This window comes from Photobacterium japonica, assembly GCF_050337005.1.
Classification (GTDB): Bacteria; Pseudomonadota; Gammaproteobacteria; order Enterobacterales; family Vibrionaceae; genus Photobacterium; species Photobacterium japonica.
The window spans coordinates 51,061-71,522 of record NZ_JAKJSN010000025.1 but is presented as its reverse complement, the minus strand read 5'-3'; the positions used below and the strand labels follow the sequence as shown (position 1 = coordinate 71,522).

Here is a 20,462-nt window from a genome sequence, read left to right as displayed (position 1 = left end):
TCATGTCACACCGTCACGCGCACAACGCTTTAAAGCACACAATCAAAAACACATTCACCACGGCTGCCCTGCTGGTGGCCACCTTATGCAGCCCGCTGTCCATGGCAGAAACACCACGCATTATCAGTGCGGGATCCACCGTGACAGAACTCTTGTTCGCTTTAGGAGCCGACAAAGAAGTGGTGGCGGTGGATCTGACCAGTCGTCACGCATTAGCGGGGCGTGATATTCCCGTAGTGGGCTATCACCGCCAGCTCACACCGGAAGGCTTATTAGCCTTAAACCCTACGCATTTAATTGGCTCACCAGACATGGGGCCAGATACCACCCTGACATTACTCAAGTCCGGTGGCGTGACTATCACAACCCTACCGACAGGCAATACCTTGACGGACTTCAACCAACGCGTCGACACGCTGGCGGATCTCACTGATACCGAAACCAAAGGGGAAGCCATCAAAACCGACATCGCACAGAAAGTCACCAAACTGAAACAAGCGGTACCTGCGCGCAAACCCAAAGTCATGTTCATGATGATTTCAGATGGCCGTCCACTCACCGTTGCCGGTAATGAAACCACGGTAAATACTGTGATTGAACTGGCTGGCGGCGTAAACCCAGCGGCAGCCACAACCACCAGCTATAAACCGCTGTCTTCAGAAGCCATTGTAGAAATGCAGCCGGATTACATTTTGATTTCTCAGCGTACGTTGGATCAGCTAAACGGCATCGAAGGTGTGCTGGCACAACAACCACTGTTGGCAGCAACGCCTGCCGTGCAGAACGGCAACATCGTACCGATTCAAGGTGCTGCTATTTTGGGCGGATTTGGTCTGGCAAGCTTGAATTTAGCGACCTCACTCAATGCTGCCTTTACCGATACACTGGCTGTTGCCAATACGAAGTAGAACACACCGAACATGATGAACGATATTATGACCCGCCGAGTACCAGTGCGCTTATTACTGGTCATGATGGCGATTTTGCTTTACGTCGCGGTGGTCAGTTCCATTGCCCTTGGCCCGATGGATATTGGCTTTATGGCTAGCATGAAAGCTTTAATGCCACTGGACCTTCTCTCACACGTTGAATTACCCAATTATGCGACGGTGATTATTCAGCAAGTGCGCTTGCCGCGCACTCTGCTTGCCATTGCCATTGGTGGCATTCTGGCAATTTGTGGCACCGTGATGCAGGGGTTGTTCCGCAACCCACTGGCCGATCCCGGTATCATCGGTGTGTCTGCCGGTGCCTCATTAGGCGCGGCGATTGCCATCGTGGTATTTGGCGGCATGATCGAAAACACCGTCCTGTTAACACTAGGGACGGTGCCGGTATTTGCCTTTATCGGCGGTGCGTTAGCGACCTTTGCGATTTATTACTTGGGCACGAGCCAACAAGGTACCTCTGTCACTATCATGCTGTTAGCAGGGGTGGCATTAGGCGCTATGGCGGGGGCCGCATTGGGATTGCTCAACTACTTTGCTGATGATCAGGCACTGCGTGATTTATCACTGTGGACAATGGGCTCACTGGCCGGCGCGTCTTGGGATGCGATTGTACTGGCGTATGTCTCACTGGCCATTTTAGCGATTTGCTACCAGCGTCAGGCGAAAGCGTTAAACGCCTTATTACTCGGTGAAGCCGAAGCGCGCCATTTGGGTATCGATGTACAACGCCTCAAACGCAATCTGATCTTACTGACTGCGGCGGGCGTGGGTATTACGGTTGCCCTGTCCGGCATGATTGGTTTTATCGGCTTGGTGATCCCGCACATCGGTCGCATGCTGATTGGCCCTGATCACCGCTCGCTACTGCCGGTTTCCCTTGTATTAGGTGGGTTTGTCCTACTGGTGGCCGACATGATTGCCCGTACTGTTGTCGCACCCCTTGAGATCCCGGTCGGGATCATTACTGCTGCCATTGGTGCGCCGTTCTTCCTGAGCTTACTACTGAAACAACGAGGTCGCTTAGCCTGATGTCTATTGAAATCAACCATGTTTCCCTCAAGTTGGGCAATAAAATCTTACTGGATAACGTATCGACCACGTTCCATGCCGGTCAGCTGACCATTATTCTGGGGCCGAACGGCACCGGGAAAAGCAGCTTACTGAAAATCATCACGCAGGAATGGGAAACCGACGGGAACCTGCGCTTTTTCGGTAAGGCCGCCCAAGACTGGAAACCGGCTGAACTGGCTGCATCGCTGGGAGTACTGCCTCAGTCGAGCTCACTGACGTTTGCGTTTACCGTGACAGAAGTGGTCGAACTCGGCGGGTTAACCTTGAGTCTGCCACAGCGACAGATCGCCGCCATTGCACAAGAGAACATGCAAAAGACCGATGTCGCCCATCTGGCACAGCGCCTGTACCCAAGTTTATCGGGCGGTGAGAAACAGCGTGTCCATTTGGCCCGTATCCTGACTCAGCTCTCTGGTTCCCCTCGTCCACCGATTTTACTGTTGGATGAACCGACCTCGGCGTTGGATATTGGCCACCAGCACAAAACGCTGCAATTGGCCAAAGCACAGGCTCAGGCGGGGGCGACGGTGGCGGCCGTGATCCATGATCTGAATCTGGCCGCGCAGTATGCTGATCGAATTCTGATCTTAAATCACGGGCATATTATTGCAGATGGCACGCCGGTAGAGGTGTTGGTCGCTGATACCATTGAGGACGTCTATGGCTGGCCAGTGCAAGTGGTTCCGCACCCAACCCATGCGTATCCGGTAGTGATGAGTTAATCACAACACCGCCACCGCATAACGTAAAAGACCCGCTCACTGGCGGGTCTTTTGCTTATTGTTTGATTCAGTTTTATAGGTGTTCGAGGAGGGGTAGAGCCACGAATTAACGATCACCCTGCACTTCAAACTCATCACTCACCAAGCGAGCTTGACCGTCAGCCTGCACCACCCAATGCTCGCGATGTACCACACCAAATGCTTTATTCATGGTCCAAGCGGCAGACAGTAAATAGCCATCGTCACCTTCTGGTGTCCACGTCACCTCGGTATAATCCACTTCAGCAAAGCCCTGATCCATAATATTTTGCCAAAATCCCGCAATTTCTTCTCGACCAGTAAATGTTCCGAATGGACGCGCGATCATCACACAATCTTCGTTATATTGCGCCGCACAGCCTTTGGCATCTTGTTGGTTGAACGCCTGCTGCCATGCAGCAATACCCGCCTGACATGCGGTAAGAATGGATGCACTCATGGTTTTTCCTTATTCATTTTATTCAGTAGAAACAAAAGCGGTATGCCATGAGTCTAGACATTTCATTACAAGGGAAAAACAGGCATATTAGAACGTACTGTTAAGTTTTATAGAACAATCTAATGCACCGATTACGCCAGATGTCTGTTTTCGCCCATATCGTCGAAGCGGGCTCCCTTACGGCTGCCGCCGAACAACTCAATGTGTCCAAATCAGTGATCAGCCAGCACCTGAAAGCATTGGAAACTGAACTGGGCGTTGCGCTGCTCAAACGCACGACCCGCCGCCAGTCCCTGACCAGCGCCGGCCACGCGTTTTACCAAGAGTGTACCAAGCTCAATCAACTGGCCGAATCCGCCTGGCAACACGCATTGGACAGCCAACAACAGCCGCAAGGTGAAATCACCATTACCGCTTCAGATGCCATGATGGCCTCCTTAGTCACCCCGGCCATTGCCTCACTGATGCAGCAGTATCCTGCTATTCGCCCAATATTGATCAGTGATGATCAGCCGCTTAACGTGATGGCCAATCATATCGATCTGGCGATTCGCGTCGGGCCATCGACAGAAGACGCACTGAAACAACGTCGTATCGGCGCATTTCGGGATGTGTTGTGCGGCACCGCAGCCCTGCTGGCTGGCACTCAACCGGAAAAACACGGTTATATTGCCAACCAATGGCAACCCCAACACATTGAACACACGCTAACGTGTCCCGATCACACCGAACAGCACTTCATCCCCTCAGTGATCTGCCGAGCAGATTCCTTTCATACCTGCATGAGTTTGATTGATGCAAGCGTGGGCGTAGGATTAGTACCTGACTATATTTTTGCGCAGAAACAGCCTTTGCTTTCACCTGTATTTCCTGAACACCAACTGCCATTAAATCCGATTTATGCCTTACACCCTTTTACGCAGCATACACCACTGTCCGTGCAAGTCTGTATTGAGGCTATTGAACGACAGTTACAGCATATCCAAGCGCTTTCGCACCCAGACAACCGTTCAGTATAGAGAGAGAAAATGAGTGACGGCTAGTTGAATGTGATGCAGGTTTGCAGAAGGGGATTATAAACTTCGTGTTGACGCATACAGTCTTCAAGGTGCTTGTAGTCTAAATACTGAAAACCAAACAACATGATAACGGCGACGATCATGCCAACTAAAGACAGTTTAACTAGCCCTCTTTTTTTGCGATTGAGGGCATACAGCATCAGCGCGACTGAGGCCGGCGCAATACTCATCAATAACGGTTGTAGATCAAATACAGACAATGACACGGGCAATCCATCACGCCAAAAACACTAATGGCCCACCATCATACGCCCTAGGCATGCCCCCTGACAAAGCAAACTTCATCTTCTGTGTAAGTTTCCCTTTTTTCCTATCAACATCCCAACAACATTGCCCCTACACGGTGAAAACATCGCACAAACAGAGTAAAAACCTGCTGCAAATACGTACAATTCATTGCGTATTTTCTATTCACAAAAAGCATATTATTTCTGATGCAAATCACATTTTCCCGTGTTTTAACGTGCGCGAGAAAACGTTTGCTTTTACATTTAGCGCCATCGAAACGTTTGCGTAATCGTTTCGATGGTAAAAATAGACACATTAGGCATTGCCAATGCACGGCAATCCTTCTAACGCATTACATAACGTGAATAGCAAAGGTTCAGGCATGAAAAAAAGCGCACTTATCAATTCAGAGCTGTCTTACTTAGTCGCCACACTTGGCCACACGGATGAAGTGACCATCTGCGACGCAGGGCTACCGATCCCTGACAATACACAGCGTATTGATCTTGCGCTGATCGCAGGCGTGCCGACCTTTATCCAAACCGTGGCGGCGGTACTGGGCGAGATGCAAATCGAAGGGGTGGTGATGGCAGAAGAGTTCAAACACGTCAGCCCACAGCATCATGACGCGCTACTGAGCCTGATCCACCAAGAAGAAGCGCTATGCGGCAAAACCATTACGGTTTCGTATATCTCGCATGAAGACTTCAAAGTACACACTCAAAACAGCAAAGCCGTGATTCGCACCGGTGAATGCACGCCTTATGCCAATGTCATTTTTCAAGCTGGCGTCGTTTTTTAATCGCGACCTAAACTAAACACTGCAAGGAAATGAGATGAAAGAGCCCATTTTAGCGCTTAAAAACATCGAAAAAGCATTCCCCGGCGTAAAAGCGTTAGACAAAGCCAGTTTGAATGTCTACCCCGGCAAGGTCATGGCCTTAATGGGCGAAAACGGGGCGGGTAAGTCTACCCTGATGAAAACCCTGACCGGCATTTATGCCATGGATGCGGGTGAGATCCATTATGAAGGTCAACCGGTGAATTTTCAGGGACCACGCCATTCGCAAGAGGCGGGCATCGCCATTATTCACCAAGAACTGAACCTGATCCCTGAGCTCACCATTGCGGAAAACATCTTCTTGGGTCGCGAGCTAACCAATGCGTTTGGTGCGATCAAGTGGGCGCACATGTACCGTGAAGCCGATGCCCTATTGCAGCGTCTTAACGTTAAACACAGTTCACGCACCCTGCTTGGCGACCTGAGCTTGGGCGAACAGCAAATGGTAGAAATTGCCAAAGCGCTGTCGTTCAAATCGAAAGTCATCATCATGGATGAACCAACCGATGCGCTGACAGACACCGAAACCGAATCCCTGTTCTGCGTGATCAATGAACTGCGCGACGAAGGCACGGGCATTGTTTACATTTCTCACCGCTTGAAAGAAATCTTCACCATTTGTGATGACATCACCGTGCTGCGTGATGGCAAGTTCATCGGCCAACGTGCCGTGACAGACATTGATGAAGATAGCATGATCGAAATGATGGTCGGCCGTCGTCTTGATGAGCAATACCCGCGCATTGCGGCTAAACACGGCACCACCTGCCTTGAAGTAAAAGACCTGTCTGGCACTGGCGTACACAACGTGAGCTTCACGTTAGATCGCGGCGAAATCTTGGGTATTTCAGGCTTGATGGGCGCAGGTCGTACGGAATTGATGAAAATCATTTTCGGCGCACTGACCCGTGAATCTGGTGACATTGTGTTAGATGGCAAGACCATCAACCCAATTAACCCACAAGATGGCTTGGCCAACGGCATCGCTTACATCTCTGAAGATCGTAAAGGCGATGGCCTGATCCTCGGTTTGTCCGTGAAAGAAAACATGTCCATCTGCGCGCTTGAGCAATTGTCGAAAGGCATTCAGCTCAACCACACTGACGAAGTCATGGCCGTGGACGACTTCATTCGTTTATTCAACATCAAAACCCCAAGCCGTAACCAAATCATTGGTAACTTGTCCGGCGGTAATCAACAGAAAGTGGCGATTGCTAAAGGCCTAATGACCAAGCCAAAGGTCTTGATTCTGGATGAACCTACGCGCGGTGTTGACGTAGGCGCGAAGAAAGAAATTTATCAGCTGATCAACAAATTTAAAGCCGAAGGCATGAGCATCATCTTGGTTTCTTCTGAAATGCCAGAAGTACTGGGCATGAGCGACCGCATTTTGGTGATGCATGAAGGCAAGATCAGTGGCGAATTCATGGCAGCCGATGCCGATCAAGAAAAACTCCTTGCCTGCGCGGTAGGTAAACACATCAATGAGGTAGCAGCATGAGCAATGCTATGACGAAACAACAACCGACAGGTAGCACACCGCGCTTTAGCAAAGCGTGGCTGATTGAACAAAAATCACTGATCGCATTGATTTTCCTGATTGTCGTGGTGTCTTTTTTAAACCCAAACTTTTTCACCGTTGACAACATTCTGAACATTCTGCGCCAAACCTCGATCAACGCCATTATTGCCGTGGGCATGACCTTGGTTATCTTGACGGCCGGCATTGATTTGAGCGTCGGTTCGGTACTGGCTTTATGTGGTGCTTTCGCCGCTACCTTGATCGGCATGGAAGTGCCTGTGTTGGTTGCAGTACCAACGGCCCTGCTTGCAGGTGCGATACTGGGTGCGATCAGCGGCATTATTATCGCCAAAGGAAAAGTTCAAGCCTTCATCGCCACACTGGTAACCATGACACTGCTACGCGGTGTGACCATGGTGTACACCGAAGGGCGTCCTATTTCGACCGGTTTTACCGATGTAGCTGACAACTTTGCTTGGTTCGGTACAGGCTACGCACTGGGCATTCCGGTTCCGATCTGGTTGATGGTGATTGTCTTTGCATCGGTGTGGTACCTACTGAACCACACACGCTTCGGCCGCTACGTGTATGCAGTGGGCGGTAATGAATCTGCCGCACGCCTGTCGGGTATCAACGTTGACCGTGTAAAAATCGGTGTCTACGCCCTGTGCGGTCTACTGGCGGCACTGGCGGGTCTTATCGTGACGTCTCGTTTGTCATCGGCACAGCCAACTGCCGGTATGGGGTATGAGCTTGATGCTATCGCCGCGGTCGTATTGGGCGGTACCAGTCTGGCTGGGGGTAAAGGTCGCATCATGGGTACCCTGATCGGAGCCTTGATCATCGGCTTCCTGAACAACGCCCTGAACCTGCTCGACGTGTCGTCTTACTACCAGATGATTGCAAAAGCGGTCGTGATTTTGCTGGCGGTTTTGGTCGACAACAAGAACAAATAAGCATCACTACATAACGACAACACGTTAACCCATTAATGATTTTTCATCACGCAATGAGCTTATCGCTTATTGATGGACACCAGCATGGTTATGCGGGCAGCCTCCCCTCTGCCCGCCGCCACCGACACATGTAGAAAGGAATACAGAATGAAAAAGCTAGCCACCCTGATCTCTGCGGCAGTACTGTCTGCCTCATTCAGTTCAACTGCAGCAGCGCAAGACACACTTGCCATGGTTGTCTCTACCTTGAACAACCCCTTCTTTGTCACCATGAAAGAAGGCGCAGAGGCAAAAGCCAAAGAGCTAGGCTATGAGCTGATCGTGCTGGACTCACAAAATGACCCAAGCAAAGAGCTGTCAAACATTGAAGATTTGACCGTGCGTGGCGTGAAAGCCATTTTGATCAACCCAACCGATTCCGATGCCGTTTCTAATGCAATCCGCATGGCGAACCGCTCTAAGATCCCCGTCCTGACACTTGACCGTGGTGCAAGCCGTGGTGACGTAGTCAGCCACATTGCGTCAGACAACGTGGCAGGTGGCGAAATGGCCGGTAAATACATCATGGAAAAAGTGGGCGAGAAAGCACGCGTTATCCAACTGGAAGGCATCGCGGGTACTTCTGCTGCGCGTGAGCGTGGCCAAGGCTTCATGAATGCCGTGAAGAGCAACGAGATGGATCTGCTTGCTAGCCAACCGGCTGACTTTGACCGTACCAAAGGCCTAAACGTCATGGAAAACATGATGGCGGCCAATCCTGATGTACAAGCGGTATTCGCACAGAATGATGAGATGGCGCTGGGTGCAATGCGTGCCGTACAAGCATCAGGCAAAGACGTAATGATCGTGGGCTTTGATGGCACAGAAGACGGTATTGCAGCAGTAAAACGCGGCAAACTGGCAGCAACTATCGCACAGCAGCCAGAGCTGATCGGTGCATTAGGCGTCACAACGGCTGACAAAATGCTGAAAGGCGACAAGGTTGAAGCCTTCATTCCTGTGCCACTCAAAGTGATCACGCAGTAATTTCTTGCCTCCTTTTTTATACTGGAAACAGGGAATAGTGGGCGGTGTCTGCATGCAGGCGCCGCCCATGCTTTAGGGAAAAGCATCCCCATACCACCGCACTCAAGCCACAATCCCATACCATCAAAACGAATCATCAAACCGTACCGCACCATTTTTTGCTCCCTTCAACGGGAGAGTGTTCAGGGAGAACCTATGGCGACAATTAAAGATGTAGCAAAAGAAGCGGGGGTCTCAACATCCACCGTCAGCCACGTCCTCAATAAAACCCGCTTTGTCAGTGACGACATTTCCGTACGTGTATTGGCGGCGGTTGATGCCCTTAACTATGCCCCTTCTGCACTGGCACGCAGCCTGAAGGTTAACCATACCCGTACTTTTGGTATGCTGGTTACTACCTCCACCAATCCATTTTTTGGTGAAGTCGTCAAAGGCGTGGAGCGACGTTGCTATCAGCAAGGCTACAATTTGATCCTGTGTAATACTGAGGGGGATTTAGCGCGTATGCATACCAACCTCGATACCCTGTTACAAAAGCGGGTCGACGGTTTATTGTTGATGTGCAGCGAAGTCGAAGATAACACGCTAAATCTATTTGCCCGCCATCAGCCGGTGCCGACGGTGGTGATGGACTGGGGACCGGTAGACTTTCCCTGCGACATTATCCAAGACAATTCTCACCACGGCGGCTATCTCGCCACCCGCCACCTGATTGAACAAGGCCATACCCAAATTGGTTGTATCACCGGCCCACAAGATAAACTCACAGCCCAGCAACGCTTGTCCGGCTTCATTCAGGCGATGGAAGAAGCAGACCTCCCCATCCATACACCGTGGATAGCCTCAGGCAACTTTGAATGTGAAGGGGGCGAGGAAGCCTTTACGACCTTGTGTGAACGCGGCCCATTGCCCACGGCAATGTTTGTGTGCAACGACATGATGGCGATGGGTGCCATCAATACCGCCCACAAAAAAGGCATCGTCGTGCCGGATGATCTGTCTATTGTCGGGTACGATGACGTTAAATTGGCCAAATACATCACCCCGTCGTTAACGACCATCCACCAACCGAAATACCGCCTTGGTCAACAAGCCGTCGATATGCTTCTGGATAAAATCCACAGCAAGCGAGAAACCAATTCTGTTGTTCAACTTGAGCCAACACTGATGCAACGTGACAGTGTAAAACGCCTCTACCGTTAGTGGCATGACCGATTCACCGAGTGTCCTGCACGCTAGCAACAATGCACGAACAGGACACTCGATACGCGCTAAATGCGCGTCCCCATCATGATAAACAGCGTAGTCGCTGGCCCCCCCGCATACTCCACTTGCGTGGCATGCAAATCAAAATGGACACCACTGGGGGTCTGGTACCCCATACCGATCATTGGCGCAGTCTGCTTTTCACTGAATGCGACCCCATCAGCGATATACGCCGTGTCCGTTTGAGCAGCACCGACCAACACACGCCAGCCATGATCAAACTGATACCCCGTATACAGCGTCATCACCGACGCTTTTAATCGCTGCTGCTTCGTCACAATATGCTGATCGCTGACAGTAAATTGCGTCTGATGCGTATTGATCACGGCGGGAGAATAGCTGCCCCCAAAAATAACACCGCTTGTCATCGTATATTGAATGGAAAACGCAGCAGAAAATGTCGAGCCTGAATATTCATCCTTAATCATTCCGCCCATCTCTCCACCTAAAAATGCAGTTCCAGCAGCAATCGAAAAACCACTTTTATCGATTGCCGATGCATTTACCATTGTCGGGCAAAATAAAACAGCCAGCACAATAGGTGAATAACACGGCTTCATCATAAATATTGACCTAATATTCATCATATCCAAACGCATCTCAAGATAGCGAGGATATGGTCAGAGAAATAAGAAGCGCGGAGTTTAGGGATTCATATTTACATCACCATGTAATAATTTTTATCGCGATCATCTAAAACACTTATCGTAAAGTGTAATAAAACACACATATTGATGTAATTTGCTGTTTTCATGACAATTAAAAGCCATATGATGACAGGGCTCCATCCGTGTCGCTTTTTCAATCAAGCGCAATAAAACACTGATATCCACAGTGAGAGATTGAAAATAAACATTAATAATCACATAGTTGAACAGCCGCCTTACCTGCCGCTGTGTTTTTTTATTCCCCCCCATGAGAATCAATAACAATTAAGTGCTATCTCTTGCCTTTTTATATTTTCACAAAATTATAATCCATTAATTATTGATGCTTTTCCTATTAGTGAGCGAATAGAAACCATTAAACAGTAAACGACAGACATAAAAAAACCGCCCCTCTAAGCTATGCGTGAGGCGCGGTTGGAAGAATGCACACTGGCAACTCATCTGGCACACGTCTGGGATGGCAATGCCAATAGCCTAAATCAGCATGTGACGTGTAGGGATTAAATCACCAACCCGCCGTCAATTTTCAAAACCTGCCCTGTGATAAAGGCGGAATTGTCACTGGCAAGGAACAGTGCACCATTAGCAATGTCTTCCGGTTTCCCCATTCGCCCCAATGGCGTTTTCTTTTTCATATGGTCGAGCACTTTCTCAGGTAAATCGACCGTCATTGGCGTTTCAATAAAGCCTGGGGCAATACAGTTTGCCCGCACTTGCGCCCCTTTACGTGAGAACTCTTTCGCCCACCCTTTGGTCATGGCGATCACACCGCCTTTGGTGGCTGCATAGTTACTTTGGCCAATGTTACCGTCCGTCCCTACAACCGATGACATCGTAATAATAGAGCCCATATCGCCTTCCATCATGACAGGGGCAATGGCTTGGGTCATATTAAAGACCCCTTTCAGGTTAACGTCAGAAACGAAATCCCACTCTTCTTCGGTCATTTTATCAATCAGGTTGTCACGGGTGACCCCTGCATTATTAACAAGGACATCAATATGACCATGCGTCGCTTTAATTTTATCAATGAAAAGGCCAATCGCATCGCGATCACACACATTCAATTCCACCGCTGACACATTGGGGTATTTGGTTTCCAAATCCAACATGGCTGAGGCGTTCATGTCACAGGCATACACATGTACTGCATCCTGCTTTGCAAACGTTTCAACGATGCAGCGTCCAATGCCTTGTGCACCACCAGTAACAATACAGACTTTATTATTAAGCATTTTATTTTCCCTTTTATTCAATACCAAAAATGAAAACTGTGTAAAAGTAGAAATGTGGTATTAGCGAGAGCGCCAACAGTTGTGTCGGGTATCACAACTCACTGTATATTCCTATTCTAGAAGAGTCAGCCGTATTGATTACTCACATAGATGCAAATCACTTTTGCATAAAGAGAAACGACACCGACTATCCAAAGCTCCCTTATCCTCAATAAACCGACGCTAGCATTAACCATAGATTAAAAGTGGTTATTGGTGATCGGTATTTTTCTTTGCTATAAATGAAAGAGATAGGTTTTTATAAACAGCTTTTTACAAGGTAGCCCATGTTAGACAAGGTCGTCTTTTTCCTCCATGTTGTGCGCACGGGTTCCATTAGTGAAGCCGCGAAGCTTAATCACATCTCCGCGTCTGCGGCCAGTCGTTGGCTGAACGAGCTGGAAGCCTCAATGGGGGTAAGCCTGCTAAAGCGCACAACACGAAAAATCACACTGACCCAAGCAGGTCAGCGCTTGTTTGATCGCTTCAGTCTGATTCACACACAAATTGATGATGTGTTCAATGAAGTGCAAAACCTCAGCAGCGAAGACAAAGGCACCATCAAGATCGCGTGTACGCCTTTATTTGCCAAACACTATTTAAGCCAAATTATCGGTGAATACCTGCAGTTTCACCCGTCGATTAACTTTGTGGTGCTTGAAACGGCCTTTGAGGTGGATCATGTGCATGACGTTGATTTTGCCATTCGTGCCAATGCCACTTACCGTGGATTTCAGGACAAAGACAGCTTGCTGGTGAAACGGGCATTGCTCAAAGAACCCTTGATGGCCTGTTGCTCCCCCCACTATATAAAGAAGCAAGGGAAACCCGTTGTGCCTGATGATTTGAAAAACCACCAGTGCCTTTATGCCACCACGCTGGTCGGCGGAAACCGATGGATTTTTGAATTGGACGGGGAATACAGCTCGGTTGAAATTGCTCAAACGGTTGAAGCCGATGACAGTGAAATACTGAAGAACATTGCCCTTGCCGGCGGAGGGATCGCGTATTTGCCCCTGAGCTTAATCAAACAGGAACTGGCGCAAAAAACCTTGGTGCCTTTACTGGAAAATTACGTCAGTAGCCAATTTGAGCTGAACTTGTATTTTAAACCGCGCAAATACATGCCTGCGCGCTGTGCCAATTTCAAAGATTATTTGATCAGCCGGATTCCGGAGATCAAACAACAGCAAGGACATCCTCATGCCAGCACTCCCTCTCGCACTGCAGACATGGCTCGCTCAATTTAATTTAACAGTGGCACAATCATTAGCGATGGGGGTCGTACCAACCCCTGCCTTAGCGCGTTTAGGCCTGCAGACGATTACCCAGCAGTTCGCCATGCCCAGCCCCTCAATTGATACGGTCATCGATACGCTGCTGCTGCACACTTCCGTTCCGTGCCGGATATACCATCCCGAGCCTCAACGGGCCCTGCCCGTGATTTTATTTTTCCATGGCGGGGGGCACATGTGTGGCAGCAGTCAGGTTTATGATCCAATTTGTCAGCGAATCGCTACCACCAGCCAACATATCGTCGTCAGTGTGGATTACCGCTTAGCGCCTGAACACCCCTATCCACTCGGCCTCAATGATTGCATGGCCAGCCTGACCGCATTACATGACACCTTAACCGCACAGCCATTCGCCTTTCTCCCCTCTGTCACCTTAATGGGTGACTCTGCCGGCGGCGCGCTGGCAACCACACTGGCACAGCAATCCCATCTTCTGAACAATGTCGCACAACGGGGCATGACGGTTGAGCACCTTGTGCTGATCTATCCCAGTTTGGATTACACGCTATCGAGCCCCTCCATCACCCAATTGCAGCAAGGCTACTTACTCGAAAGCAGCAAAGTGCTTTGGTATTTCGACCACTATTTTCAGCGCGGGGAAGATCGCCAGCAAGCCTCCCCCCTGTTTCGGCCGCTGAACGCGAATCACCCCTCTACGATGATCATCACCGCCGGCTTTGACCCGCTACGCGATGAAGGACGTCGCTACGCCGACCGACTAACCCAGCACCACATTGCCTGTGAACACCTGCATATGGAAGACATGATCCATGCTTACTTGAATTTGGACGCCTTGGCCCCAGATGCCTGCGAGCACACTTACCAAGCTATCGCCGCTTATTTAGCTCCAAAAGGACATGAGATAGAGCCAGAAGCAGAGCAGGCACAGGCACAGGCACAGGCAATGAAAGCGGAAAGGGATACCGAGGGAAAAGCTGAAGTGAAACCCCAAAAGGGGATAAACAAGGGCGCCATAAATAGGCATGTAATAAATAAAAACGGCAATAAAGCAAACGTCTAAATACCTAGACGCTTGAAAACATAACAGCCATAAAAAAAGCCCACGTCGATGACGGTGGGCTTTTTCCTGCGCTATTTCCTGCGCTATGTATGATCACTGACTGTGATGGGTATTACCACATCAGATCATCAGGGATCTGGAACGCTGCGTACGGATCGTCTTCATCCATCACGTCTTCCGATACCACGTTGTTCACGATCACACTCGTCTCATCACGCTGACTGATTTTATCGGCCACAACACCCGGAATGATCATGTAGCTTTCACCCGTACGAGCAATCGCTAAACGTCCGTTCACTAACTGTGCATGCGTTTGTTTGTTCACATGTAGCTTTTTCACCAACGAACCATCGGTAAAGTTATAACCAATATCGCCGTCGGTTTTCTCGACCTTGTTCATCTCAATCAGCTGCTTAACCTGAGAGGCAATCGCTTTTTTGTCTGCTTCGGCTTGCTTCTGACGGTTCAATTCCTGATCTTGCGCCAGTTGCGATGCTTTGTTTTCTTCAACTGCAGCTTTCGCTTCTTTACGCAAGGTACGGGATTTTTTCGAGGATTTACCCGCTTTTTTTAGTTTTTTCTTATCAATAAGACCAGCTTGTAATAGCTGCTCTTGAAGGGATAGCTTGGCCATGGAGACTCCGTCACGGGCACAGATTAATATCAATATTTCCCATTATACCAAAAGCTCCCCCCTCTCGGGAACTAGCGCTGAAACGGATATATCGCCCCCAGTCCCATAATCTGGGTTAAGGCATCCAGCGCCGTACGAGATTCCTCCCATAATTGCGGGTCCGCCAAATCATGTTCCGTTAAGCGATCCCGATAATGTTTATCTACCCACGTGTTGAGCTGCTGAAATAACGCCGCATTCATGATCGTCTTCGGGTTCACCGCGGCCAGTTCATCATCGGTCAACACCACGCGCAATCGCAAGCAAGCCGGGCCACCACCATTAGCCATACTCTGTTTTAAATCAAAGAATTGCACCCGATCAATACCGCGCTCTTCCACCAGCAAATACGTTACATAGTCCCAAACCATGGGATTTTCACGGCACTCTTGCGGCAGCACCAACACCGTCTCGCCATTGGGCAGCGTGAGCAATTGTGAATTAAACAGGTAACTTGACACTGCATCGTGTACAGGGACGGCATCTACCGGCACTTCGATAATCGTAAACTCATCCCCCATGCGTTCGGTCAACGTGGCATACACCGTTTGTGGGTCTAAAAAGGCAAGTTCATGGCAAAACAACAGGTTTTTATTCCCCACCGCAATCACATCATTATGAAACACACCGTGATCAATGATCGCGGGATTTTGCTGCGCAAACACCACGTGATCGGCCTTTAACTGATGCAAACGCGCGACCGCGTCACTGGCTTCAAAGGTTTGACGTGCCGGAAAAACCGCAGGCGCGGGAAAACGGCCATCAAAAGCATGCCGCCCATAGACAAAGAACTCGACCCCTTGCTCGCCGTATTCATGGCAAAAACGGGTGTGATTGGCCGCCCCTTCATCACCAAAATGTTCCGACATTGGCAGTGCGGCATGATGAACAAAATGGGCATCGTCAGCAAATGTGGCCTGCAAAATTCGCCCCGTCACGTCATGTTCAATCGAGCGGTGGAATTTATTGACCAGATTGGCTGGAGTGAAATGCACTTTGCTGTCAGCCGTATCCCCAGAAGGCGACACAGTGGCCGCATTGGCCGTCCACATGCTCGATGCCGAACAGCAGGCAGCAAAGATCTGCGGTGCTTGTTGCGCGGCTTGGGTGATCACTCCTTGATCACTCCCCGTAAAGCCTAAGCGACGCAACGTCGCAATATCCGGACGTGCCTGAGGAGCAAGTACCCCCTGCACCAAGCCCCAGTCCGACAGGGTTTTCATTTTGGCTAATCCCTGTTTGGCCGCCAATTTCGGATTCGAAGGCTGGGCTTGGTGCTTGGCGGATGCCACATTGCCAAACGATAATCCACCGTAGTTATGTGTCGGCCCCACCAACCCATCAAAATTTGCTTCACGCGCTGTCATACCCCTACTCCCTGCTGTATCCGCCATAACATTCCACAACAAAATAGTTACATTTCGCGTTTATGCCGTAAATTGTTTTTCCTTTCCTTCTCACTGCGATTTCAGCCTTTCAATCGCATGCTTAGTCATAAAATGGCGTTAATGGTCGTCATTTCATCATATCTATGCACAAAAAAAGCCAACCGCATCACGATTGGCTTTTACTGGTTTTGTGTGCTGGATCGCGACGACGGTGCTTTCGCGATAGTGAAGCACCTGCCTTTAAACGAAACAATTACCACTCAACGATATGTCCTTCATCGAACACACCGTCGCTGTACGCGGGGGAATAGTTAATAAATACATTGCGTTTATCGACCGGCAACTGCTCAACCAGCGTGCTGGCGATCAATTCCAGCATCGCCGCAATCTCCTCCTCGGAGTTGAAATTAGGCGCGAAAAAATGCACCAAGATCGGGTGTGTAAATTCTGGCTGATGTTCAACATGTTTACCGCCATGAGCATAATGATGCGGTATGAGGTAATCCCACGTTGCCATCACATGATTCAGCTCAATCTCATTAGCTTCTGACAGTGCATGTGACAGTAAATTCAGCACTCGGGGAATGTTCACTTCTTGCGCAAAAGGTAGCGACTTAATTCTCACTAATGGCATCTTTTCCTCCTTGCACTTACCCATACTGTTCGCCGTGATTTCCTGGACTCTGGCATCTAGCATTTGGAATCAAAAGTAACGTTTCAGCCGATACCGCATACACAGTATCGACTTATGGAGTAAAGATAGCGGGATCAGTGTGCCGTTGCGTATCTCACAATTGAGAGAACAAAAAAATACACCATTTAGGGCAGAACAATCACTTCACAGCAGCCGCACGGACCGCCGAACGTTTACCCAAGCAATAACCCAGCCCCAATGGGGCAAAGAAAATCACCACAATAAACAGCACAAAGTAAAGAATGGTACTTTTGATCACCTCAATCAGCTTAGTCAGCGCAAGATCCACCACCGCTTGCGAAGTGTGGTTGATATCTTGCGCAAACTGCGTCCGCTCATGGCTGATGATGTGCGCAATTGCCTGCCGCTCCCGGGCCACCATGGTTTCTAGTGCCTGACGTTCAACACTCAATTGCACTAAACGCTGTGCGGTTTTTGCATCAATATCATTCACTAACGGCTGAAGCTCAATGGCCATTTGTGCCGCCAAGTCACGCATGTATTCAGGATTATTATCAATAAAATCTTTAAACGCGTCTGATGACACTTTCAGGCTGTTTAAGGCCGTATTCACCTGTTCGATACTGGCGGTACTGTTTAAGGCGAGTAGTTGCGCTTTCCACGTCATGATCTTCGGTGTTTGCTCAGAGGCCAAACTCAAGCGATCCGATACATCGCCGATGGCTTCTGGCATCGTACCTAACGTCGTCACTGCATCTTCAGCGCTGATCTGATTGGCGCGTAACCACGCTCGGTATGCCGGTGTACGGATCATGCTAACATCAGCAAACGGATACTGCGCGACAAAATCAGCCACGAACTGCTGCGTTTGGGTGAACACGCCTTTCTTCAGTATCGTTTGTGCCAATTGCTCCACTTCTTTCGCCAAATGGGCCGACACGCTTTGGGCTTCCGTGGTCACAAACAGATCATGGCCAGGCCCTGTCGCATAAAACTGGACCATCTGCTGAGCAAATACCCACGTATCAATCAAGGACGCCATGGGTGAAACTTGGTAGGCGGCAGACTGCAACCCTTCTTCCGCATTAATTTTCCACAGCAACACGGCTGACTGGTTCACGCTGTCACGCGATGGATAACGGCTGTGCAGCACATCGGCCGCTTGTTCCACTTGGGCAAAAAATTGTTGCGCGTATTCACGCGTCATGATGCGCATAGCCAGTTCTTGCTGGGTGAGTGGCACGGTCTGGCTATCAATTTTAACCTCAAGTAAGGAACAGCCGGACAGCATGACGGCAAATAATGCCGTCAAGAGAAAACGAAAATGTCGAATGGACATGAAGGAACCTACAAATACAACAGAAGGAGGTAAGAAGAAGCGTCAATGATACGATATTGATAGGATTATCGACATCAAAAAAATGACACAAAAAAGCACGCTGTCCTAGAACAGCGTGCTTCTCTTTTTAGTGCAGATACGATGCGGTAGCGGCTAAAGCACGAGCTTGTCACTATGCCGTATGTTTGTCGTCATAACGCCCTGCGTTATTTACAGTGCTTATCTTCACAACAGGGGTTAATAACACGCTCAGCGCACGTGTAGGGCTCAATGTGGATGATCACATCCACCACTTCATCTAATTGATCCAGAATATAGCTTTTAAAATTTTCACTGATGGCATGGGCTTTATCCACACTCATCTCAGGCTCCACCAGCAAATGGAAATCTAACAAAATGGTACTGCCGGTACGGCGATTTCGAATCGCGTGCACTTCTTTGATCTGCGGATCCTGATCGGCATAGTGCTGGATCTTGGCTTCAATGTCCGTGTCCGCTTCCGCATCTGTCAGCTCCTGAATGGCAGGCCACAGAATATCGAATGCCGCTTTCAAAATCATCGCCGTGACCAACAGTGCCGCAATTTGATCCAAATAATGCAAACCTGGCGCCAACCAATTGGCCACAACGGCCACGGCCACCGGCAACGAACTCAGTGCATCCGAGCGGTGATGCCACGCGTTAGCATGCAGCGAACGGCTATTAATACGTTTTGCTTGTACCACCGTCCAGCGGTACAAAATTTCTTTTGCCACTATTGATGCGACAGCCGCCACAAAGGCAAGCATACCCGGCGAGTTTGTCGCTTCATGACCAATCGCACTCAGCGAATCCCAGCCAATCCCAATCCCGACGACCGCCAACAGCACACCAATAAAAATATTGGTCAGGGTCTCAAACCGCCCATGGCCGTAAGGGTGCTCTTTATCCGCAGGTGCCGTCCAATAACGAGAACCAATCAAAATCGCGGTATCAGTCACCAAATCAGACAAACTGTGAATACCATCGGCCACCAAGGCTTGGCTGCCTGTAATTTTACCCACCGTGATTTTCACTGCGGCGAGTACAATGTTGATGATTGACCCTACCCACGTGGCTCGACGTATCGTTTTTATCGCTGTATCAGACATGAATGACCAACTTTATCCTTTAGAATCGTGCAAGACGTTGAGGCGCCTATAATACGCATGAATGGGTGTCATCACCACTTCAACACACCCTTACTGTCCACGTTTTGTTTGTATAGCAATTTGCTGAATGCGCTGATGACAAGGACAAGATACCAGGTGGTCATTCACCATCCCTACCGCTTGCATAAATGCATAACAAATCGTTTCACCGACAAAAAGAAAGCCCTTTTTCTTTAAAAAACGGCTCATTGCTTTTGATGCCGGGGTCGAGGTGGGTACCGCCTCTTTATCTGTCCAATAATTGGTCACAGGTTGATGGTCAACAAATTGCCATAATGCCGCTGATAAGCTGCCATATTCTTCGATAAGTTTATTTGCCGCTCTCGCATTACTAAATACAGATTGAATTTTACCGCGATGTTTTATGACATCAAATTTTTCTATTATTTCCTCAACTTTTTCTGCATCGTATTGCGCTAATCGCGTTAAACAATACCCCTCAAAGGCTAATTTGTACGCATCTCGCCGTTTTAATACCGTGTACCAACTTAACCCCGCCTGCGCACCTTCTAGCGTCAAAAATTCAAATAAATACGTATCATTGTTATTAATTCGCCCCCATTCCTCATCATGGTAAATCCGTTCAATCGGGTTTTTCATCGCCCATGCGCACACTGTATTTTCCATCCTGACCTCACTCATAACGCTGTTTTTATTACACCCATGATAGGGTTCGTCTCGCCATAACAGGAAAACCTGTAAAGCAATAGACGACTCAAACGACCATCACGGAGTTGTGACGCAACTCCAAAAAGCATTAATGATCATAAATATACGTTTCAGTTTACCCGCTTTATTTTTGTGTCACATTACGCCGTAA

Annotated in this window: 22 protein-coding genes; 12 read left to right on the top strand and 10 right to left on the bottom strand. The window is 49.1% G+C overall.

Annotation, left to right across the window (positions count from 1 at the left end; translation table 11 throughout):
- The first annotated feature begins 2 nt into the window (after positions 1–2).
- The 3 genes from L4C36_RS11290 to L4C36_RS11280 are packed head-to-tail and all read left to right on the top strand — an operon-like array spanning position 3 to position 2,743.
- Positions 3–908, top strand: a complete 906-nt coding sequence (locus L4C36_RS11290; protein ID WP_428477901.1) for a heme/hemin ABC transporter substrate-binding protein — start codon at positions 3–5, stop codon at positions 906–908.
- Between the two features lie 15 nt (positions 909–923).
- On the top strand, positions 924–1,979 hold the full coding sequence (locus tag L4C36_RS11285; protein WP_428477917.1) for a FecCD family ABC transporter permease: 1,056 nt from the start codon (positions 924–926) through the stop codon (positions 1,977–1,979).
- Complete coding sequence (locus L4C36_RS11280; RefSeq protein ID WP_428477900.1) at positions 1,979–2,743, top strand: heme ABC transporter ATP-binding protein; 765 nt, start codon at positions 1,979–1,981, stop codon at positions 2,741–2,743. The genes L4C36_RS11285 and L4C36_RS11280 overlap by 1 nt, the downstream gene beginning before the upstream one ends.
- Positions 2,744–2,849: 106 nt before the next feature.
- Here the strand turns inward: L4C36_RS11280 and L4C36_RS11275 are convergent, their stop codons facing one another.
- The gene (locus tag L4C36_RS11275; RefSeq protein WP_428477899.1) at positions 2,850–3,221 is read right to left on the bottom strand and encodes a YybH family protein; all 372 of its coding nucleotides are present in this window, start codon (positions 3,219–3,221) and stop codon (positions 2,850–2,852) included.
- Positions 3,222–3,343: 122 nt separating this feature from the next.
- Between L4C36_RS11275 and L4C36_RS11270 the strand changes: the two genes are divergently transcribed.
- On the top strand, positions 3,344–4,240 hold the full coding sequence (locus L4C36_RS11270; RefSeq protein ID WP_428477898.1) for a LysR family transcriptional regulator: 897 nt from the start codon (positions 3,344–3,346) through the stop codon (positions 4,238–4,240).
- Positions 4,241–4,260: 20 nt separating this feature from the next.
- Here the strand turns inward: L4C36_RS11270 and L4C36_RS11265 are convergent, their stop codons facing one another.
- Positions 4,261–4,506, bottom strand: coding sequence for a hypothetical protein (locus L4C36_RS11265; protein ID WP_428477897.1), 246 nt, complete (start codon positions 4,504–4,506; stop codon positions 4,261–4,263).
- Between the two features lie 404 nt (positions 4,507–4,910).
- Here L4C36_RS11265 and rbsD point away from each other — a divergent pair, with 404 nt between their 5' ends.
- From rbsD to L4C36_RS11240, 5 genes are all read left to right on the top strand, one after another.
- Positions 4,911–5,330, top strand: coding sequence for a D-ribose pyranase (gene rbsD / locus L4C36_RS11260; protein WP_428477896.1), 420 nt, complete (start codon positions 4,911–4,913; stop codon positions 5,328–5,330).
- A 34-nt stretch (positions 5,331–5,364) separates the two neighbouring features.
- The gene (rbsA, locus tag L4C36_RS11255; RefSeq protein ID WP_428477895.1) at positions 5,365–6,870 is read left to right on the top strand and encodes a ribose ABC transporter ATP-binding protein RbsA; all 1,506 of its coding nucleotides are present in this window, start codon (positions 5,365–5,367) and stop codon (positions 6,868–6,870) included.
- 8 nt (positions 6,871–6,878) lie between these two features.
- Positions 6,879–7,847 carry a ribose ABC transporter permease gene (gene rbsC / locus L4C36_RS11250; protein WP_428477916.1) on the top strand — a complete coding sequence of 323 codons (969 nt, stop codon included), beginning with the start codon at positions 6,879–6,881 and terminating at the stop codon, positions 7,845–7,847.
- A gap of 147 nt (positions 7,848–7,994) precedes the next feature.
- Positions 7,995–8,873, top strand: a complete 879-nt coding sequence (gene rbsB / locus L4C36_RS11245; RefSeq protein WP_428477894.1) for a ribose ABC transporter substrate-binding protein RbsB — start codon at positions 7,995–7,997, stop codon at positions 8,871–8,873.
- Between the two features lie 195 nt (positions 8,874–9,068).
- Positions 9,069–10,076 carry a substrate-binding domain-containing protein gene (locus tag L4C36_RS11240; RefSeq protein ID WP_428477893.1) on the top strand — a complete coding sequence of 336 codons (1,008 nt, stop codon included), beginning with the start codon at positions 9,069–9,071 and terminating at the stop codon, positions 10,074–10,076.
- Positions 10,077–10,144: 68 nt separating this feature from the next.
- Here the strand turns inward: L4C36_RS11240 and L4C36_RS11235 are convergent, their stop codons facing one another.
- Positions 10,145–10,507 (bottom strand): hypothetical protein, encoded by a 363-nt coding sequence (locus L4C36_RS11235; RefSeq protein WP_428477892.1) that lies wholly within the window; start codon positions 10,505–10,507, stop codon positions 10,145–10,147.
- A gap of 10 nt (positions 10,508–10,517) precedes the next feature.
- On the opposite strand from L4C36_RS11235, the gene L4C36_RS11230 reads away from it, so the two are divergent.
- Positions 10,518–10,688, top strand: a complete 171-nt coding sequence (locus L4C36_RS11230; protein WP_428477891.1) for a hypothetical protein — start codon at positions 10,518–10,520, stop codon at positions 10,686–10,688.
- A gap of 619 nt (positions 10,689–11,307) precedes the next feature.
- Here L4C36_RS11230 and fabG read toward each other — a convergent pair.
- Entirely contained in the window at positions 11,308–12,042 is a 735-nt protein-coding gene (fabG, locus tag L4C36_RS11225; RefSeq protein ID WP_428477890.1) for a 3-oxoacyl-ACP reductase FabG, read from the bottom strand.
- 326 nt (positions 12,043–12,368) lie between these two features.
- On the opposite strand from fabG, the gene L4C36_RS11220 reads away from it, so the two are divergent.
- Both L4C36_RS11220 and L4C36_RS11215 read left to right on the top strand, forming a co-directional pair.
- Positions 12,369–13,331 (top strand): LysR family transcriptional regulator, encoded by a 963-nt coding sequence (locus L4C36_RS11220; RefSeq protein WP_428477889.1) that lies wholly within the window; start codon positions 12,369–12,371, stop codon positions 13,329–13,331.
- Complete coding sequence (locus L4C36_RS11215; protein WP_428477888.1) at positions 13,285–14,397, top strand: alpha/beta hydrolase; 1,113 nt, start codon at positions 13,285–13,287, stop codon at positions 14,395–14,397. Before L4C36_RS11220 ends, L4C36_RS11215 begins: the two co-directional genes overlap by 47 nt.
- A 112-nt stretch (positions 14,398–14,509) precedes the next feature.
- Here the strand turns inward: L4C36_RS11215 and L4C36_RS11210 are convergent, their stop codons facing one another.
- From L4C36_RS11210 to L4C36_RS11185, 6 genes are all read right to left on the bottom strand, one after another.
- On the bottom strand, positions 14,510–15,031 hold the full coding sequence (locus L4C36_RS11210) for a DUF2058 domain-containing protein (RefSeq protein WP_428477887.1): 522 nt from the start codon (positions 15,029–15,031) through the stop codon (positions 14,510–14,512).
- A 71-nt stretch (positions 15,032–15,102) separates the two neighbouring features.
- Positions 15,103–16,437, bottom strand: a complete 1,335-nt coding sequence (gene astB / locus L4C36_RS11205; RefSeq protein ID WP_428477886.1) for an N-succinylarginine dihydrolase — start codon at positions 16,435–16,437, stop codon at positions 15,103–15,105.
- Between the two features lie 274 nt (positions 16,438–16,711).
- Positions 16,712–17,092, bottom strand: a complete 381-nt coding sequence (locus tag L4C36_RS11200; protein WP_428477885.1) for a hypothetical protein — start codon at positions 17,090–17,092, stop codon at positions 16,712–16,714.
- Between the two features lie 199 nt (positions 17,093–17,291).
- A complete protein-coding gene (locus L4C36_RS11195) occupies positions 17,292–18,452 on the bottom strand; it encodes a chemotaxis protein (RefSeq protein ID WP_428477884.1) in 1,161 nt (386 codons plus the stop codon).
- Between the two features lie 206 nt (positions 18,453–18,658).
- On the bottom strand, positions 18,659–19,582 hold the full coding sequence (locus tag L4C36_RS11190; protein ID WP_428477883.1) for a cation diffusion facilitator family transporter: 924 nt from the start codon (positions 19,580–19,582) through the stop codon (positions 18,659–18,661).
- A gap of 90 nt (positions 19,583–19,672) precedes the next feature.
- Positions 19,673–20,269, bottom strand: a complete 597-nt coding sequence (locus tag L4C36_RS11185; RefSeq protein WP_428477882.1) for a DNA-3-methyladenine glycosylase I — start codon at positions 20,267–20,269, stop codon at positions 19,673–19,675.
- Positions 20,270–20,462 lie beyond the last annotated feature (193 nt).

Bases quoted from the DNA above. Each gene is read 5' to 3' on its own strand.
- L4C36_RS11230 (WP_428477891.1), top strand. From the start codon at position 10,518: ATGGAAAACGCAGCAGAAAATGTCGAGCCTGAATATTCATCCTTAATC.
- L4C36_RS11235 (WP_428477892.1), bottom strand. From the start codon at position 10,507: ATGACAAGCGGTGTTATTTTTGGGGGCAGCTATTCTCCCGCCGTGATC.
- L4C36_RS11200 (WP_428477885.1), bottom strand. From the start codon at position 17,092: ATGCCATTAGTGAGAATTAAGTCGCTACCTTTTGCGCAAGAAGTGAAC.
- rbsD (WP_428477896.1), top strand. From the start codon at position 4,911: ATGAAAAAAAGCGCACTTATCAATTCAGAGCTGTCTTACTTAGTCGCC.
- L4C36_RS11270 (WP_428477898.1), top strand. From the start codon at position 3,344: ATGCACCGATTACGCCAGATGTCTGTTTTCGCCCATATCGTCGAAGCG.
- L4C36_RS11185 (WP_428477882.1), bottom strand. From the start codon at position 20,269: ATGGAAAATACAGTGTGCGCATGGGCGATGAAAAACCCGATTGAACGG.
- rbsA (WP_428477895.1), top strand. From the start codon at position 5,365: ATGAAAGAGCCCATTTTAGCGCTTAAAAACATCGAAAAAGCATTCCCC.
- L4C36_RS11220 (WP_428477889.1), top strand. From the start codon at position 12,369: ATGTTAGACAAGGTCGTCTTTTTCCTCCATGTTGTGCGCACGGGTTCC.
- L4C36_RS11215 (WP_428477888.1), top strand. From the start codon at position 13,285: ATGCCAGCACTCCCTCTCGCACTGCAGACATGGCTCGCTCAATTTAAT.
- rbsC (WP_428477916.1), top strand. From the start codon at position 6,879: ATGACGAAACAACAACCGACAGGTAGCACACCGCGCTTTAGCAAAGCG.
- L4C36_RS11210 (WP_428477887.1), bottom strand. From the start codon at position 15,031: ATGGCCAAGCTATCCCTTCAAGAGCAGCTATTACAAGCTGGTCTTATT.
- rbsB (WP_428477894.1), top strand. From the start codon at position 7,995: ATGAAAAAGCTAGCCACCCTGATCTCTGCGGCAGTACTGTCTGCCTCA.
- fabG (WP_428477890.1), bottom strand. From the start codon at position 12,042: ATGCTTAATAATAAAGTCTGTATTGTTACTGGTGGTGCACAAGGCATT.
- L4C36_RS11290 (WP_428477901.1), top strand. From the start codon at position 3: ATGTCACACCGTCACGCGCACAACGCTTTAAAGCACACAATCAAAAAC.
- L4C36_RS11195 (WP_428477884.1), bottom strand. From the start codon at position 18,452: ATGTCCATTCGACATTTTCGTTTTCTCTTGACGGCATTATTTGCCGTC.
- L4C36_RS11240 (WP_428477893.1), top strand. From the start codon at position 9,069: ATGGCGACAATTAAAGATGTAGCAAAAGAAGCGGGGGTCTCAACATCC.
- astB (WP_428477886.1), bottom strand. From the start codon at position 16,437: ATGACAGCGCGTGAAGCAAATTTTGATGGGTTGGTGGGGCCGACACAT.
- L4C36_RS11280 (WP_428477900.1), top strand. From the start codon at position 1,979: ATGTCTATTGAAATCAACCATGTTTCCCTCAAGTTGGGCAATAAAATC.
- L4C36_RS11275 (WP_428477899.1), bottom strand. From the start codon at position 3,221: ATGAGTGCATCCATTCTTACCGCATGTCAGGCGGGTATTGCTGCATGG.
- L4C36_RS11190 (WP_428477883.1), bottom strand. From the start codon at position 19,582: ATGTCTGATACAGCGATAAAAACGATACGTCGAGCCACGTGGGTAGGG.
- L4C36_RS11285 (WP_428477917.1), top strand. From the start codon at position 924: ATGAACGATATTATGACCCGCCGAGTACCAGTGCGCTTATTACTGGTC.